At 45.1% G+C, this 16,115-nt stretch carries 15 protein-coding genes; 9 read left to right on the top strand and 6 right to left on the bottom strand.

What is annotated here, in order from left to right; genetic code table 11:
- Positions 1-344 precede the first annotated feature (344 nt).
- From AC3A8L_RS01835 to AC3A8L_RS01810, 6 genes are all read left to right on the top strand, one after another.
- A complete protein-coding gene (locus AC3A8L_RS01835; protein WP_487960512.1) occupies positions 345-1,436 on the top strand; it encodes a Fic family protein in 1,092 nt (363 codons plus the stop codon).
- A complete protein-coding gene (locus AC3A8L_RS01830) occupies positions 1,405-1,674 on the top strand; it encodes a type I restriction-modification system subunit M N-terminal domain-containing protein (protein ID WP_487960511.1) in 270 nt (89 codons plus the stop codon). The genes AC3A8L_RS01835 and AC3A8L_RS01830 overlap by 32 nt, the downstream gene beginning before the upstream one ends.
- A gap of 536 nt (positions 1,675-2,210) precedes the next feature.
- A complete protein-coding gene (locus AC3A8L_RS01825; RefSeq protein ID WP_487960510.1) occupies positions 2,211-4,568 on the top strand; it encodes a helicase-related protein in 2,358 nt (785 codons plus the stop codon).
- Between the two features lie 309 nt (positions 4,569-4,877).
- Positions 4,878-5,159 (top strand): hypothetical protein, encoded by a 282-nt coding sequence (locus AC3A8L_RS01820; protein WP_487960509.1) that lies wholly within the window; start codon positions 4,878-4,880, stop codon positions 5,157-5,159.
- Positions 5,160-5,907: 748 nt separating this feature from the next.
- Positions 5,908-7,890 carry a DUF1592 domain-containing protein gene (locus tag AC3A8L_RS01815; RefSeq protein WP_487960508.1) on the top strand — a complete coding sequence of 661 codons (1,983 nt, stop codon included), beginning with the start codon at positions 5,908-5,910 and terminating at the stop codon, positions 7,888-7,890.
- A gap of 48 nt (positions 7,891-7,938) precedes the next feature.
- A complete protein-coding gene (locus AC3A8L_RS01810) occupies positions 7,939-9,222 on the top strand; it encodes a DUF1552 domain-containing protein (protein WP_487960507.1) in 1,284 nt (427 codons plus the stop codon).
- An 86-nt stretch (positions 9,223-9,308) separates the two neighbouring features.
- Here the strand turns inward: AC3A8L_RS01810 and AC3A8L_RS01805 are convergent, their stop codons facing one another.
- Positions 9,309-9,527, bottom strand: a complete 219-nt coding sequence (locus AC3A8L_RS01805; protein ID WP_487960506.1) for a hypothetical protein — start codon at positions 9,525-9,527, stop codon at positions 9,309-9,311.
- A gap of 470 nt (positions 9,528-9,997) precedes the next feature.
- On the opposite strand from AC3A8L_RS01805, the gene AC3A8L_RS01800 reads away from it, so the two are divergent.
- Positions 9,998-10,225 carry a hypothetical protein gene (locus AC3A8L_RS01800; protein ID WP_487960505.1) on the top strand — a complete coding sequence of 76 codons (228 nt, stop codon included), beginning with the start codon at positions 9,998-10,000 and terminating at the stop codon, positions 10,223-10,225.
- A 479-nt stretch (positions 10,226-10,704) separates the two neighbouring features.
- Complete coding sequence (locus tag AC3A8L_RS01795; RefSeq protein WP_487960504.1) at positions 10,705-13,047, top strand: trypsin-like peptidase domain-containing protein; 2,343 nt, start codon at positions 10,705-10,707, stop codon at positions 13,045-13,047.
- 29 nt (positions 13,048-13,076) lie between these two features.
- Here the strand turns inward: AC3A8L_RS01795 and AC3A8L_RS01790 are convergent, their stop codons facing one another.
- Positions 13,077-13,385 (bottom strand): hypothetical protein, encoded by a 309-nt coding sequence (locus tag AC3A8L_RS01790; RefSeq protein ID WP_487960503.1) that lies wholly within the window; start codon positions 13,383-13,385, stop codon positions 13,077-13,079.
- 159 nt (positions 13,386-13,544) lie between these two features.
- Here AC3A8L_RS01790 and AC3A8L_RS01785 point away from each other — a divergent pair, with 159 nt between their 5' ends.
- A complete protein-coding gene (locus AC3A8L_RS01785; RefSeq protein ID WP_487960502.1) occupies positions 13,545-14,489 on the top strand; it encodes an endonuclease/exonuclease/phosphatase family protein in 945 nt (314 codons plus the stop codon).
- Between the two features lie 219 nt (positions 14,490-14,708).
- Here AC3A8L_RS01785 and AC3A8L_RS01780 read toward each other — a convergent pair whose 3' ends face one another.
- The 4 genes from AC3A8L_RS01780 to AC3A8L_RS01765 all read right to left on the bottom strand — a co-directional run.
- On the bottom strand, positions 14,709-15,065 hold the full coding sequence (locus tag AC3A8L_RS01780) for a Na+/H+ antiporter subunit G (RefSeq protein WP_487960501.1): 357 nt from the start codon (positions 15,063-15,065) through the stop codon (positions 14,709-14,711).
- Between the two features lie 44 nt (positions 15,066-15,109).
- Positions 15,110-15,379: a K+/H+ antiporter subunit F gene (locus AC3A8L_RS01775; protein WP_487960500.1), complete on the bottom strand. Its 270-nt coding sequence runs from the start codon at positions 15,377-15,379 to the stop codon at positions 15,110-15,112.
- Complete coding sequence (locus tag AC3A8L_RS01770) at positions 15,373-15,876, bottom strand: Na+/H+ antiporter subunit E (protein WP_487960499.1); 504 nt, start codon at positions 15,874-15,876, stop codon at positions 15,373-15,375. The genes AC3A8L_RS01775 and AC3A8L_RS01770 overlap by 7 nt, the downstream gene beginning before the upstream one ends.
- Positions 15,876-16,115: hypothetical protein (locus AC3A8L_RS01765; protein ID WP_487960498.1), on the bottom strand; the 240-nt coding region annotated here is incomplete at its 5' end. The genes AC3A8L_RS01770 and AC3A8L_RS01765, both read right to left, overlap by 1 nt.

Raw genomic sequence — 16,115 nt, 5'->3', positions numbered from 1 at the left:
ACTTACCCGCTGGAGCTTTTTTCAAAGGCGCACCGATTGTGCAGCGATAGTGAATAGAGCGCTAGAGATTACTTAATTTAACTAGAACAGAAAGGACCAATGTAAAATGCAAACATATAAAAAATGGTTTTTTTTATATGTTTATCCTTGAAATGTATAAAATAACGATTTTTATAGATATAAATTATGGCTTTTAATGACTGCAATGCTCGGTATGTGTATGCAAAATCAACATTTCTATACATAATTGGTATTCTTATGCAGTAAGCAGCTCATAGTGGCTAAAGGCAACAAAAGCCGTTTACTGCAACCATTGACTATAAAATCCATTTGAAAGGAAAACCGTGTCAAGCATTCCCCCTATTCCTATCGCACTTATTGAACACTGGGAAACCAAAGCGGTGCTTAAAAAAGCCGCATTAGCGCACCGCTACTTGGCAGAGCTAAAAGGTGTTGCGCGCACCATTCCCAACGAAGCCATCTTAATCAATACTCTTACCCTGCAAGAGGCCAAAGACAGCTCCGAGGTAGAGAACATCATTACCTCGCAAGACGACCTCTACAAGGCCCACTTAGTCGCTGAAAGCGCCGTAAGTTCAGCCACCAAAGAAGTACAAGATTACGCCGTCGCCCTAAAGCAAAGTTTTTTGTCAGTACGGAGTACTAAAATGATTCGCCTAGGCGACATATTGCAGGCGCAAGAACACCTAGAGAAAAACCGCGCGGGCTTGCGAAAGTTGCCCGGTACCGGCCTTAAGAACCTGACAACAGGCGAGGTGGTGTACACACCACCGCAAGACCCTGCCGAAATAGAAGACCTAATGGCCGACCTTATCACCTTCATGAATGACGATACCTTAAGCGATGCCGACCCATTGGTAAAAATGGCGATTATCCATCACCAGTTTGAAAGTATTCACCCATTTTACGATGGCAATGGCCGTACCGGGCGCATACTGAATATCCTCTACTTAGTGTCGCAAAATTTGCTCGAACTGCCCGTGCTGTATCTTAGCCGTTTTATTATTCGCAACAAAAGCGACTACTACACGCTACTGCAAGCCGTGCGCGATACCGGCAATTGGGAGCCTTGGCTGCTGTTTATGCTAGACGGTGTATTGCAAACTGCTAAAAAAACCATCGTGCTTATCGAAAATATTCAAGCGCTTATGCAGCGGTATAAAAACCACATTCGCGACCACCTACCCAAAATTTACAGCCACGAATTACTCAACAACTTATTTAGCCACCCCTACACCAAAATTGAATTTTTGGTAGAAGACCTCGGCGTCACCCGTATTACCGCCACCAAATACCTCGAAATGTTGGTAGATGCCCAATTGCTAGGCAAAGAGAAAATTGGTCGCAGTAACTTTTATATCAATCAACCCTTATTTGCACTACTTGCCGATAACCCCTATCAAGCAAGTCGTTAACGCCCTAACTAAAAGACGTAAACATGCCCACAACGATATCGTACAAAAGCTCTGGAACCTCTGCGACGTGCTGCGCGACGACGGCATTAACTATTCCGACTACGTCACCGAACTCGTGCTGTTACTGTTTATGAAAATGGTGTACGAAAATACCGAGGCTGCATTACGGCAAAAACACATTCTGCCCGAAGGCTGCCGCTGGGCGGATTTAAATAAAAAAGCGGTATCAATCTATTAGGCGACTACAGACGCATACTGCTGGGTCTTTCTACCGGCAAAGACGGTGAGGGCAATGTCATACACCAAGATAAACTCATTGCCGCAGTCTACCAAGATGCACAAAGCTGTATGCGTGAGCCACGCTTTTAGAACAACTGATAAAATAGCTGGACCAAATCGACCGGTTCAGCGCCGCCAAAGACGGCTTGGGCGATTTATACGAAGGCCTGTTAGAAAAAACGCCAACGAAAAAAACGGAGGGCAGGGCAGTGCTTCACCCTGCGTGCACTCATTAACGCCATGGTGCGCTGCATAAACCCACAGGCGGGCGAAGTAATACAAGGCCAGCTGCATTTCCGACGGTTTTTTAATCGCTGTTGATTGTTACAGCGAATTAAAGAAGAGCGTGAAAAGTTAAAGCCAGTGAAAAAAGCAAAAACGACAAGCAAGAATAAAAGCACCTAGGAGCATGCAATAATAGTTTGACGCAGAAAACCCATATATGAATACACTATTTCATCTCTCCCTAAACATTATTGCCGGCCCCAAAAAACCATGAACGTACTCCCTATAGATAAAATCCGATCGGACTTTACCCAAGCAATAAAAACGCAGCACTTAGTGGTGCAGGCCGAAACTGGCTCGGGTAAGTCTACGCGCTTGCCATTATGGGCAAAAGCTGAGGGTAAAGTGTTGGTGGTGGAGCCTAGGCGGGTGGCGTGTACCGCTTTGGCCGAATATGTGGCCCAGCTGGATAACACACCGTTGGGTGAGGGGGTCGGTTATGCTATTCGTTTTGATTCGCAGTATCAGCCATCTAGCCAAGTGATTTTTGTAACCCCGGGCATTGCGTTGCGTTGGTTAAGTGATAATGGGCTACGCGATTTTAAGACTGTTATTATTGATGAGTTTCACGAGCGCCGTTGGGATACCGACGTCTTATTGGCTTTGCTCAAAAAAAAGGATGGTCACCGCATTGTGTTGACTTCGGCAACCTTTAACAGCCAGCAGCTGAGTGATTATTTAGGGGGCAAAAGGCTGATATCCGAAGGTCGAAGCTACCCGGTGATGGTGGAGCACTTAAGCCATAATAAGCAGGCAATGCCTGAGCAAAATGATTTGGAAAAAAGAGTACGCAGTGCGGTTGAACAAGCATTAGTGCGGCAACCCGGTGATGTATTAGTGTTTTTGCCCGGCCGCCGTGAAATAGCCGCTTGCCAGAGTGCTTTACAATCATTGTTGCGCGAATACCCCGCGTTAAATATTATTCCGCTGCATGCCGCTGAATCCAAGCAATGCCAGCAGCAAGCGCTTAACGCCAGCGCCCATCAAAAAAGAAAGGTGGTATTGGCCACCAATATTGCCGAGACATCGCTGACGATTCCGGGGGTAACCACGGTGATTGATTCAGGCCTAGAGCGGCGTACTCATCAGCGCGGCGGGCGCACCGTGCTTAGCTTGCAGGCGATATCACAAGCCAGTGCCGAGCAGCGTAAGGGGCGAGCTGGCCGAACCCAAGCCGGCTTATGTTTACGCCTTTACGGCGAGTTTGCGCCGTTGGTGGCGACAACTCCACCAGAGTTGTTACGTGAAGAGTTAGTTGAGCCAATGCTGGCGGCCGCTAGCTGTGGCGAGCGTCTCGGTCAATTATTATTACCTAGTTCACTCCCTGATGCGGCGTTAAAGCGTGCCAGCGATAAGCTGATTAACATGCAGGCGATTAATACTTCAGGAGTCATCACCGAGCATGGCAAGGTACTCTACCCATTACCCATCGATACACTTTTTGCGCACCTAATTACCGCTATGCCAACGACGGCATTACGCTGTGCCATGGTGGATGTGGCGTGTGCCCTTAGTCAATCGCAGCGCCTTATTCAGCTACCTAATACGGAGGAGGGGCATAAAGCCCTTAAACAGTGGCAGGCCCACGCGTGCGATATAAGCACGCTGATCAGTCTTATTCGCAGCCAAAGTATTCCCGTTGAATTACAGGTCGATAGCCGTTCACAAGCGGAAGCCAAGGTAATGGCCAATAAGATTCGATATTCTTTAGCGCTGCCAGCTATTAAGGATTCCGCCGAATACACCCTAAAGGCATTGCAAGAGGCGATTGCTGTCGCGTTGCCCGAGCTGGTTTTTGTGCGCAGGCAAAAGCGCCGCCAAGCATTAGGCAACGGCTATAGCGAGGTAACAGTGGGCCGCGATAGTCGCTTTGCCGAAGAGGCCGAAGCGGCGATAGTATTAGACCAGCATATTATTCCCGCTAAGGGTACAAAGCAAAACCTTGCACTGGCGACATGCATGTCGCCTATTACACTTAAGCAAATGTGCCAGTGGCAATTAGGCGATGTAACGTTGGGTAGAACCTTTATTGAAAAAAAGAAAATCCTCGTCGAAACCCATCGTACGTTTGCCGGCCGAGAAATAGAAAAAAAGCAAAGCCCCCCCAATCAAGCACTACTGCCTTTAGCGTTAAGTGAATTAATTTTACGCAATAAAATATTCCCTAAAGTAGCCGAGCAACTGCACGCAGACTTACATGCGTGGAAAATCTATTTAAGTTTAGAAAAACGCGCAGACGCGGTACCCGAGCCAGGCGCCTACCTTGCCGAGAAACTGGTGAGCTTAGGGCTAGAAACCGTTGATGATATTCCTCTAATTGATGCCGATGATTTAGCGTTTGATGGCGTGCCCGATTGGCAGCGAGAGGACATTGATAACCTTTACCCTAAACAGCTCGCGCTGGCAAACTTGCAATTAAAAGTGGACTACCAGTTGGATAAAAATACGGTGGTTATTGAGCGAGTGACAGGCATACGCAAAACCGACCCCCAGCGTTGGGAGCTACCCAAGTGGCAAGGTTTAAAAATTCGCTACAAAGTGGCCAGCAGAGTGGTGGATGTGCGCTGAGTTACGTCGTTAAAAAGCTGCTGGGACAGACACTCGTTTTAAGCAGTTTTAGTTATTCGCCTGATATTTTTATAATTACCACCAGTAGGGACCGTCACTCTAAAAATAACTGATTGTTGGCCCCAAAATCAGCGCCATGTCCTAGCCTTACCTGCTCAGAGCTCAGAGCTCAGAGATTTGTGAGGAGGCTGAGGAGCCGGATGCGGGGGGGCTTTATATTCTTATTTGTGGAGGCTTTATGTCAATTAAGTTTCTAGCATTACCGCTTTAAATAGTAATTATTTTAACTGCAAGTAGCAGGAGGAAGTTATGAAGAGAAAAGAAAGGAAGCTGTTGCTCCGAATCATCAATGCGATATCGTCCGTGGCGCTAGTTATCTCGTCGATACATTTGTATTTCTGGGGGCTTAGTATTGCAGCGGTTTCTGGTGTAGTGGTCGCTGCATGCTGTATTGGCGGCCCTATCGTTGTAGCTGGCGAAGGTGCGGTAGAGGTTTTTATGGGGCTCGTAGAGGTTCTATTTCATGCTGTGATTGACGCATTGATCGGAATTTTTGAGGCAATTGGCAATGCTTTTTCCAGTATTGGCTGAAAAACGCTATTGCTCAAGATTCCCATTGCAAAGCCTTGAGTGCTCTAAATTACGAAGAGCCTAAAATGTAGAGGTGTATCGTGATGATATTCTGCGTATTTAAAAGCTTTTCATCGCTGTATTGGTCGTGGCGATGGCGTTGAGTCGTTGCTGCGAAAGTCTTGATTGAGAGGTGAAAGGGCTTTGAGGCGGCTAGTTTGCTCTTGGCAATGGAGAGCGCTACGCTGAATTCGCAAAGATCTTCAAGGGTCACGTAGCGGGATTCTAGCCCCGCCCCTTTATGTGACCCTCGGTTAGGCGAATACTTAAAATTTCAGCCAGATAACTAAAGTGGGCAGTTGTAGGCGGGGCGGCTTTCTTTAATGCGGCTAGTGTCATTGCGCGTATGGTTCTAGATTCTGCGGCGCCGTTAAATAGTATACCTTCCTGTATAACAGTTTTTTGGTGCGGTTGTGTTGATGTTGTCGATGTTTCCGCTGTGGTGAGGCCTAACCAAGCGAGCCCTGGTGTTCACCATTTCTGTTATTTCTGCCAATAATGTCTCACTTAGAGCGTGATCCATCTTCAAGGATCAATGTTTTTCTATGCTAGGCATAAATGCGAACCCAGTCAGTCGGTTATAATAATTATTGATTGAATACCTATTTGACTTCTTATTACTTAAGGCTAAATAGCTGGCGGTAACAGTATGCGTGGTGGCCCTTTGTTAACAAAAATGTACATAATAAAAACAGCTAAACATTGTGTAGTGTCTATTGCGCCACTGCTGTGCTTAACCTTTTTCCCTTTGCTTAGCGGTTGTGTGGCTACGCCAGAATCGGAGTCGCTTTCTAGTCTCTCGCTTAGCAGCAGTAGTTCAAACCCAGCCAGCAGTAGCGTATCCAGTACGATGAGTTCATTGCAGGCGAGTAGTGCTGGTGTGTCATCTAGTAGTGATTCATCACAACCGACTGTATTGACCGGCAAGTATTATTACGAAGAGCATTGCCAAGGTTGCCATAATGAAGACGGAAAAGGCTTTGGCCAAGATCTAACCGAGCTTTCTGGGGTTAAATACCCGGATATGGCCGCACTTGTGAGTTATAACACGGCCTATATGCCTAAGGGCAATATTGACGATTGTGGTAGCGAGTGCTCCATAAAAGTAAGCGAATATATTGTTGATACTTATATGGGCGAGCGTTTTGGCCAACTTGAGCCTGCAGCGTGTGCGCAGCCAGAGTATTTAAGTCGCCGTTTACGCCGCTTAACCCATTGGGAGTACAAGCTTACTACCGATATGCTGTTAAAGCTAAATGCCCCGGAATGGGTCCGCCTGCCTACCGAAAACCGCCTGCATGGGTTTGATAATAATGCAGACGAGACTTTAATTAGTAGTACATTTGTCGATGGCTATTTAGATATTGCACAAAGTTTAAGTACGCGCTTTGACGATGCCGGAAAATTCAGTAAATTTATGCAGTCCTACGGCGATTGTTTGCAAGGTGATGAGTGTGCCAATACTCTTGTGAATCAATTTTTGCCTTTAGCCTTTAGGCGCCCCATAACCGGTGAAGAATTTAGCCGCTATCGTGCATTTATTACTGACACTAGTGCTCAAGGTTTAATCGAGGGTGCAAAATCCTTAGTAGTAGCCGCTTTTAATTCACCGCATTTTTTATACCGCACCGAACTGGGTAATCAACAAGCCGATGGTACGTATAAGTTAACACCCTACGAAACTGCAAGTTGGCTGTCATTTACTTTTTTGGGTCGCGCGCCCGATCAAGCTATTTTCACTTCCGCCACCAATGGAGATTTTGATTCCGCTGAAAAAGCGCTTAATCGCATCCAAGGTTTTTTAGGTAACTTTCGTATAAAACCAACAGTAGGGCGTTTTGGCAAAATGTGGCTGCAGGTGGATTCCTTAGCGGATATCGGCGAAAAAGATACGCAGGTTTTTAGTGGTTACAGCGCCGCAGTTGGCATTAGCATGGTGACAGAGGCCGACCGATTTTTTCAGGCAGTCGTGTTTGAGGGTGAAGGGCAATTTAGTGAGTTATATAATGCCGATTACACTATAGCGAATAAGACATTGGCTGACTTTTACAATTTAACGTTGCCCGATGCCAATAATGAAGGTTTTCAAAAAACCAATACGCCTAACCGTCATGGCTGGTTAACCATGGGCGGCTCTATGGCTGCGCATGCTAACGCAACAGATACCAACCCTATTGAGCGCGGCATTTTTGTGCGAACCGAAATGCTATGCCACGATTTACCGCCTGTACCGCGCAATATCGATATTATTGTGCCCGAGCGGGATACAGGTAAGTTGGCCCGCGAAAGTTTTGCCGAGCATTCAAGTGCTGGTGAGTGCGCAACTTGCCATTATGTGATAGATGATTTAGGTTTTGCCCTAGAACAATTTAATGGTGCGGGTGTTTTTAGGCAGAATGAAACCAATCAGTTAATTGATGTTACCAATTTATGGGTTAACGATGCGCAGGGTATTGGTAGCGGTATAGATGAAATTATCAATAGCCCCAAAGATTTAGCGCAGCATTTAGCGCAATCTTCTAGCGCTAAAGCTTGCTTTGCCAAGCAATTTTATCGCTACGCGCAAGGGGTGGGTGAAGTTGATGATTGCACCACAGATGCCTTAACCTCAAAGCTTGAGCTACATGATGGCAGCATGATAAAGATGATGTTTGATGTTACTCAGCTTCCCCAGTTTTTAATTCGCCAGTAATAAAAGCGACAGGCCTGTTATGAAGGCTGCTTAGTTTAGAGGTTTACCATGAAAAAGCTTAATCATAGACGTCGTTTTTTAAAAGGTGCGTTAGTCGCTGGGGTATTGAGTCCTCTGGCTACCCGTATATTCAATCCAGTTCAGGCTGCCACCAATGCGCCTAAGCGTGCCATCTTTTTTTATATGCCCGATGGTATTAATCCGCCGGACTGGCACGCTACCGGCACTGGAACTAACTTTAATTTACCTGGAATGACGCAACCATTAAATGATGTTAAACAACATTGTGTGTTTTTATCCGGTGTAGACATGATGGGGGGGGCGGGCGTACACCCAGGAGGTTTACAGAAAGCAATCACCGCGAATGATTCAGACAGTGCCGCCACGTTTAAAGCCACTAATGCGACATCGCTAGACTTTTATTTGGGTCAGCAAATCGGCGCTGATACGCCCTTTAGGAATGTGCATTTAAATGTCATGGCGACTCAACGTTCGCCTTTTTTTTTACAGGGCTCGCAAGTGCTGGGGGCTAAAGATGCCAATACCGGCTTTGCTAATTATATCGGTTCGCTCTTACCTAATCAGGGAAAACAGCGTAATCAGCTAGTTGTCGATAATGTTTTAGCCGAAATGAATCAACTTAAAAAAGATTTAGGCAGCTTAGAGCAAGATAAGCTTGATGTTCATATGGATGGCTTGTATGACCTAGAAAAGCGCTTAAACGGAGAGGAGCTAAGCTGTAATTACAGTGATTTTGAGGCGAATTTAAATGCACCAATTGATGCCGGTTTAAGTACTGACCTGGGTAGCGGTAATAGTCCTTTTGAAATACAACTTAACTTACAGATTGATTTGTTGGTTAAGTTGTTGGAGTGCGATATTGCTCGCGTATTCTCGTTGCAGGTGTCGCAGTATTTTGGTCAGATTAAATTTAAAGATGCTGACATGGTGCAGCATGCGTCATCACACTTTGGTGCAACAGAAAAACGCAGTACACACCTGCCTTGGTTTATTAAAAATCGCCAGCTTTATACTAACGGCTTTAAGCGTTTAATTAACAAGCTTAACGCGATTGATGAAGGTGAGCGTACCGCACTGGGCAATAGCATGGCATTATTCTTTTCTGAACTTGGGCAGTCTTATAATCACCAGCACAGTAATGCGCCGTTTATTTTAGCGGGTAATGCCGGGGGCGCCATAACGACGGGCCGTGCATTAGCCTTTAACAACCAGGACCATTCCCGCTTGCTGGTTAGTATGGCACAAGCCATGGATGTGAATACCAATACGTTTGGCTCGCGCAATGTTACCGGGGGGCTGCCTGGGCTTTAAGGGTTTCATCCTTTTTTATGGTGTTGTCTTAGGGTTGAAGGGGCTACCCGGGTTTCGCCCATAGCAGCCCTTCAAAAGCAGGTACATTAATAATTGTTTAAACCTTGCGCAGCATGCGCCCTAGAATAAACGCGCTGCATAGGCTCAATAACCATAATGGGGAAAGAGCCGCCACCTCTACTTTCGTCACTCGCTTTAATGTTGCTACTACTAGTCACTTCTTCTTGCTCTATAGCAGCAATGCCACCAAGATTAACCACTCGGTAGTTGGTTTCTTCATCGGCATCATTAGGGCCGCCGTTCATTATTGAAACCTGTACGCACGAATGTTCCGGTGTTAATCCTACGGTATAAGCTTCATCACCGGCCGGGGGGCAGTAGCCTTTTATGCTACATTATTATCGCCATTCTCGATGAAATTAAACCACTCTCCATCGTTTAACTGCTGATATGCAGCGTTGCCGGCACTGGCTCTATTTGTGCCATAACCACGCCTATGAAGTTGCTGGGATAGGCACTCGTTTTAAGCAGCTCTAGTTATTATCCTGATATTTTTATAATCACTACCAGCAGGGACCGTCCCTCTAAAAATCACTGATTTTTGGCCCCAAAATCAACGCCATGTCCTAGCCTAACCTGCACAGGGCACAGAGATTTAGGAGCCGGGTGCGGGGAGCTTTATATTCTTATTTTGAGGAGACTTTTATGTCAATTAAGTTTCTAGGATTACCGCTTTAAATGGAAATTATTGTAACTGCAAGTACCAGGGGGAGTTATGAAGAGAAAAGAAAGGAAGCTGTTGCTCCGAATAATCAATGCGATATTGTCCGTGGCACTAGTTATCTCGTCGATATATTTGTATTTCTGGGGGCTTAGTATCGCAACGGTTGCTGGCGTAGCGGTCGCTGCATACTGTATTGGCGGCCCTATCGTTGTAGCTAGTGAAGGTGCGGTAGAGTTTTTTTTGGGGGGGCGTAGAGGCTCTATTGCATGCTGTGATTGACGCATTGATCGAAATTTTTGAGGCAATTGGCAATGCATTTTTCAGTATTGGCTGAAAAGCGCTATTGCTCAAATATTTCCACTGCAAAGCCTTGAGTGCTCTAAATTACGAAGAACCAAAAATGCAGAGGTGTATCGTGATGATATTTTGCATATTGAAAAGCTTTTCATCACTGTATTGTTCGTGACGATGGCATTGAGCCGTTGCTGCGAAATTATTGATTAAGAGGTGAAAGGGCTTTTGATGCGGCTAGTTTGCTCTTGGTAATGGAGATCACTACGCTGAATTCGCAAAGGTGTTCAAGGCTCACATAGCGGGATTCTAGCCTCGCCCCGTTATGTGACCCTCGGTTAGGCGAGTACTTAAAATTTCAGCCAGATAACTACAGTGAGCAGTTGTAGTTTGGTTATTTTGTAAGATAGCCCGTGTTTTGATAGCCTAGATGTTTTGTGCTGTGAAGGAGCCCTCATTAGTGTCCAATGGCTTTTACTTGCTTAGCCTCGGGTGCTTTGGCATTATCGCAGGCCACTTTCGATATTTGGAATATTTTAGACATGGAACGCCCCAGCTTAGTTTGCTTTTGCTTGATTACTTTTTTACTTTGCGCTTGCACTTCCGATACTAACGCCCCAGCTATGCCGCCACCGGCTATCGCCCCAGTTACAGTAGTTACTAAAGCATCGGCTACGCATTCCTCCTCTTTTTCGCAACCTACAGTGACGGGGTTGGCGGCCGAGTTGTTGGTCGATCACGCACCGCGAAACGCGATTGAGCGTGCTCGCAATGCTACTGTCTTTATTGATTCGGGTTTTGGTACTGGATCGGGATTTTTTCTCGATGACAGCTGTACTATTGTGACTAACGCACATGTCGTCCATTTGGACTTTGATGCCATCAAAGAATTGAAGACAGATCAAAGCCAGCTTAAGGCTTATTTTAAGCATGGTTCGCCAGGCCGCAAAGAGCGAGACGAGCTTCAGAAGCAATTGACGGCAATTAACAAGGCTGCAGATTCGTACGATACGAATGGTGATGCCAGTGAAATTCGAGTGTCTTTTGTCAATGGGCGGGAAGTACAGGCCAAGTTGATCGCCAGAAGTACTGACTATGACTTAGCTTATTTAAAAATTAAAGAAGTCGGTTGCCCCTTTCTTGAGCAGGATAGTACGCTGGATCAGCCTTTGGGCTATAAGGTATTTACGATTGGTAACCCTGCGGGTATGAAATACACCGCTACCTCGGGAATTGTTTCGGGGTATGCCGACCATGATGGCATTTCATTTATTCAAACTGACGCTGCGATTAATCCGGGCAATAGTGGTGGACCACTAATCGATCCTGACGGGCGGCTACTCGGTGTGAATACGATGATTTTGAGTCGTACAGAAGGCATCGGTTTTTCACTACCGACTCAGACTTTATTGGAGGACTTTCAGGCGCTTTCCCCGGCTATAGAAAAGTATTTATTAAGTGTTGAGTGGATCCATTGGGAGCCAAAATCTTATGGGCTACCCAGTGATGAGCAGTTAGCTGCAGACCGTACCGTTATGCTTGATTCTGTTAATCAGTGTATTGAAGAGTTCGGAGCCGAAGAGTGGGGCGTTGCTATTGAGGAGTGCCAGCTTGCCGCCGATATGCAGCACCCTGTTGCTGCTTATTTACTCGCGCGCATGCTGATTAATGACAGTGACCGGCGAACGCGAAAAGAAGCCGTCAATTTATTTAAGCGTTCCCATGAGGCCGGGTTTGCTGAGGCGACATATTGGATGGCATTATTAATTGAGGATGGACGATTTCATGATGCCAATCATAGCTCTAAGGTCATGGCGTTGTATCAAGAAGCCTGTGAAGAAGGTGTTGGCGATGCTTGTAATGCTGTAGGTCTTCTGTATTACAACGCACACCAGCATGATAATGCTGCTGAGCAATTTGATTTGGGAGCAAAGTATGGCAGCGGTATGTCTTTGTATAGTAAGGCTTACATGCTATCAACGGGCAAAGGCATTGCTAAGGATGTAAAGAAAGCTCACGAGTTATATACTCAAGCGGCTATGCAGGGCATTAACTATGCGCACAGCCAGTTATTTCTGCATTACTACAACGGCACCGAAGTTAAAAAAGACTATACAACGGCTTATATGTGGACTCTAGTTGCCGAGAAAGACCCTAAAGATGATGTTAAAAGTTGGGAACCCACTAATCCGGGCAAGGCCCGTTTTACATTGGTCAAATTGTTAAGTCGTGAACAAAAGCACAAGGCAGAAGCGCAAGTGGCGCCAATGCTGGTAAAAATTCAAGAGAATAAAAAAATACACAATGCGGCGTTGGTGGTTGAGCGTAAACGAATTGCTGCTGATAGCGTGCTGATGGAACCTCGGCATACGGTGAAAAAGAATAAGTCTATAAAGAAAGTGCCCGTTATTGTTGAGCCCGAGGTCGTGCGACCAGAAGAGCCCATTGCGTTGGCAAAAATTTATAAGGTCCAATCTGAGTTGGTCTATTTGGTGACTACTCTGGCTCCAGCAAAGATGGCGATTACGGAGCATTATATGAACACAGGAAACTTCAATGTCGATGAGAATGCAGCAGCTTTAGATAGCCTAAAGCTGCGTACTTATAAGTATATTGATGATTATGAGTTAGAGGACGATGGTTCAATCATTGTAGCGTTGAATGATTTTTTTGGCGTCGATCGTAGTTTACGGGTTTGGCCTGAAGTACTGGGTAGCGGGGGTATTAATCGCTGGTACTGTGAAACCAATATAGATCAACGCTATATTACAGTTGGTAATTCCTTATGCGATTTTAATGCTATGAACTAAAAGCCATTCGCAATTATTATTACCTCTATTTAAGCCGATGTAATAATAATGTGAGTTTGTGGTTTTCTTGCTTTGTAGTTTACCGCTATTCTTTGAGTGAAAGCCCTAAGGGGCTTTTCAATGAATGATTGCCACAGTATGCGCCCTAGAATAAACGCGCTGCATAGGCTCAATAACCATAATGGGAAAGAGCTGCCACTTCGACTTTCGTCACTCGCTTTAATATTACTACTACTAGTCACTTCTTCTTGCTCTATAGCAGCAATGCCACCAAGATTAACCACTCGGTAGTTGGTTAGATCGGTTTTTTTACTGGGTATTATTTCGAATAGTCGCAATGTCTTGCTAAATATAAGTGACTCGGCGCAAGGATTATTCGCTATTCACTCGCCTGAGTAATGCAATAAATGTTGTTTTGACGGGGTCGGTGAACTTAATAGATTTGAAGGGCTCTTTTCTGCAGTCTCGTAACGTAATGTGAAGAAAAAGTACCCTATATGAAAATGATATTCCGTGGTTATGTTCTGCTTGTTCTTTATATCACCTGTGCTTTAAGTGTTTTAGGTCTATTTAGTGAGCTGAATTTGTTTTTTGATCTGGCTTCAAATTTTAGGTTTCATTACGCCATTTCTGGTTTTTTTTGTTTAATCGTGCTTGTGGTGTCTAAAGCGCATGTCAATGCTGGGATTTCGTTAACCATTTTAGTCTTTAACTCAATGTATATACTTCCTTGGTATATTGATGATCTTGAGGGTCCAGGTCCAGATCGTGGCGATATAAAGATATTTATGAATAATGTTCTGACCAGTAATTCGTCGGCCGAGCTTTTGATGGGCCTGATCAGGGATGACAATCCAGATATAATATTACTGCTAGAAACCAATGGTCGTTGGGTAGGGCAATTGACTGCAATTAACAAAGAGTATAAATACTCAGTCATTGAAGCTCGTGAGGATAACTTTGGAATAGCACTTTACAGCAAGCTGCCTATTGAGAATAAAACTATTCGGTATTTTGGCGGGGCCTCAGTTCCGAGTGTTTTGGTTGAATTAAAATCCGATATGGGAAACTTCACCTTTATTGCCACCCATCCACTCCCTCCTATTAATAAACAATACTTTCACTCTCGTAACGAGCAATTGCTGGCATTGGCTCAAGAAGCTCGCATCTCTAAGAATCCATTAATCATTGCGGGTGATCTGAATGCCACCATGTGGTCAAGTCACTACAAGGTGTTATGTGATGAGGGTGGTTTACGAAATGCTCGGGATGGATATGGTGTTGGCTCAACTTGGCCTTCAATGGCATTATGGTTTGGTATACCTATTGACCATATAATGGTTTCAGAGCACTTTGCGACGCAGAGTTTTAAGGTAGGTCGAAATACAGGTTCAGATCACCTACCTATAAGTGTTAGCTTGCGGCTTCGTCGTGGCTCATAGCGAACATACATAGATTGCGCAGTTAGGCGATCGAGGGCTTCGATTATCACTTCGCGGGTCTTTATTGAGTATCTATTTTGATGGTTTTTGATTTTCTCGCATGGTGAGAGCGAGGATGAAATGACCATTTTTAAACGCCATTATACCTTTGATTATTCAGCCCTGAAGACTTGGAGTTGTTTAAGGTAAAAGCGCAGCTTATAAACTACGTGCAATAAACTATGGATTCATTCGTTCGCGAGCCCGTAGTGATAATGCCTTATCAGTGGTTTTTTCGAGCATTTCTAATTTATGGTGCATGGCTGTTTTAGCGAGTATATGTGCAGTAACGGGAGCTGTAATAAGCAAAAACAGTGTGATAAGCAGTTCGTGCAGGCTTAAATACCCTTGTTGGTAGGTGACGAGTATTACAGAGGCGATTAGCATGCAGCCCATGCCCAGTGTTGTCGCTTTAGTGGGGCCGTGAAGCCGAGTATAAAAGTCGGGTAATTTTGCGAGGCCAAGAGAGCCAATAAAAACAAAAATTGCACCTGCGACTAAAAAGACTGATGCGACTAATTCAATCCAAAATTCCATTCTCTATACCCTAATATATTTTGATGTAAATTATTGTTTTCTGACTACTCGATTAAGTCGCCACGTAAAATGTATTTACACATAGCTGCAGTGCTGACAAAACCGAGCATAGCAATTAACAATGCGGCTTCAAAATAAAGCGTTGTGCGTGAAGAGATACCAAATAAAATAATGAGCGCAATGCTATTAATGTACATGGTATCCAGCGCTAGAATTCTGTCTGGTCTGCTTGGCCCTATAAATAGCCGCCATAAATTGAGCAGCAACGATAAACAAACTAATGTTGAGGCAATTGTAATTGCGATATTTAACATTCGAATATCTCCATAAGAGGGCACTCATAACGTTGCTTGATCAATGCGATCAGTGCCTCTTTATCCGTTAGATTTAACACGTGTACATAGAGCCACTTTTTGTCTTCAGACACTTCGGCACTGACCGTGCCTGGAGTTAAAGAAACGGTACTGGAGAGTAGGGTAATCGGCAATTCATGCTCGATGCTAAGGGGGATGGCGATAAAGCCCGGGTTCAATTTTTTAGCCGGCCCCACTACTAATATAGCGACTTCAAAGTTTGCCACAATGATGTCACCTAGTACCATTAAAACATAGCGAAGGGTAACCCAGGGTTTGTGAAATCGGGGTTGTGGGTCTTGCATGCCGGAGGTTAGCAGTGGAATGGCAATGGCGAAAAACGTTGCCAAAACTAAATGCCCTGGGGCTAAGGTATTGTTAAGCAATAGCCAAACGACAAACAACAGAAGGGAATGTACTGGCATGGGGAATAAGCGAAAACGCGGTTTGATGCTCATTACTGCTCTCCTCCTGGTGGCGTAATATTTGTTGTCGTAACACTAGTCGGCATAGCATTAATTGATGGAGTACTCTCGTGCAGCTGGGTTGCGGTAAGGCGGGTATATTCCGTTATGGGCCCGCCAAATACCACCAATAAGGGCGAGGCTAAAAGTAGCCAGGCTACGGCAATAAACTTGAGTGGCGAGGTGGCTTCATTGCTGTGATTATCACCGGTTGAACGCCAGAATATAGTGGT

Source organism: Marinagarivorans sp. (genome assembly GCF_982758155.1).
Note: the sequence above shows the minus strand (reverse complement) of the source record. Positions and strands in the feature narration are given on the sequence as shown.

Coding starts and splice junctions, on each gene's coding strand:
- AC3A8L_RS01825 (WP_487960510.1), top strand. CDS start 2,211: ATGAACGTACTCCCTATAGATAAAATCCGATCGGACTTTACCCAAGCA.
- AC3A8L_RS01820 (WP_487960509.1), top strand. CDS start 4,878: ATGAAGAGAAAAGAAAGGAAGCTGTTGCTCCGAATCATCAATGCGATA.
- AC3A8L_RS01810 (WP_487960507.1), top strand. CDS start 7,939: ATGAAAAAGCTTAATCATAGACGTCGTTTTTTAAAAGGTGCGTTAGTC.
- AC3A8L_RS01805 (WP_487960506.1), bottom strand. CDS start 9,527: ATGAACGGCGGCCCTAATGATGCCGATGAAGAAACCAACTACCGAGTG.
- AC3A8L_RS01800 (WP_487960505.1), top strand. CDS start 9,998: ATGAAGAGAAAAGAAAGGAAGCTGTTGCTCCGAATAATCAATGCGATA.
- AC3A8L_RS01795 (WP_487960504.1), top strand. CDS start 10,705: ATGGCTTTTACTTGCTTAGCCTCGGGTGCTTTGGCATTATCGCAGGCC.
- AC3A8L_RS01785 (WP_487960502.1), top strand. CDS start 13,545: ATGAAAATGATATTCCGTGGTTATGTTCTGCTTGTTCTTTATATCACC.
- AC3A8L_RS01780 (WP_487960501.1), bottom strand. CDS start 15,065: ATGGAATTTTGGATTGAATTAGTCGCATCAGTCTTTTTAGTCGCAGGT.
- AC3A8L_RS01775 (WP_487960500.1), bottom strand. CDS start 15,379: ATGTTAAATATCGCAATTACAATTGCCTCAACATTAGTTTGTTTATCG.
- AC3A8L_RS01770 (WP_487960499.1), bottom strand. CDS start 15,876: ATGAGCATCAAACCGCGTTTTCGCTTATTCCCCATGCCAGTACATTCC.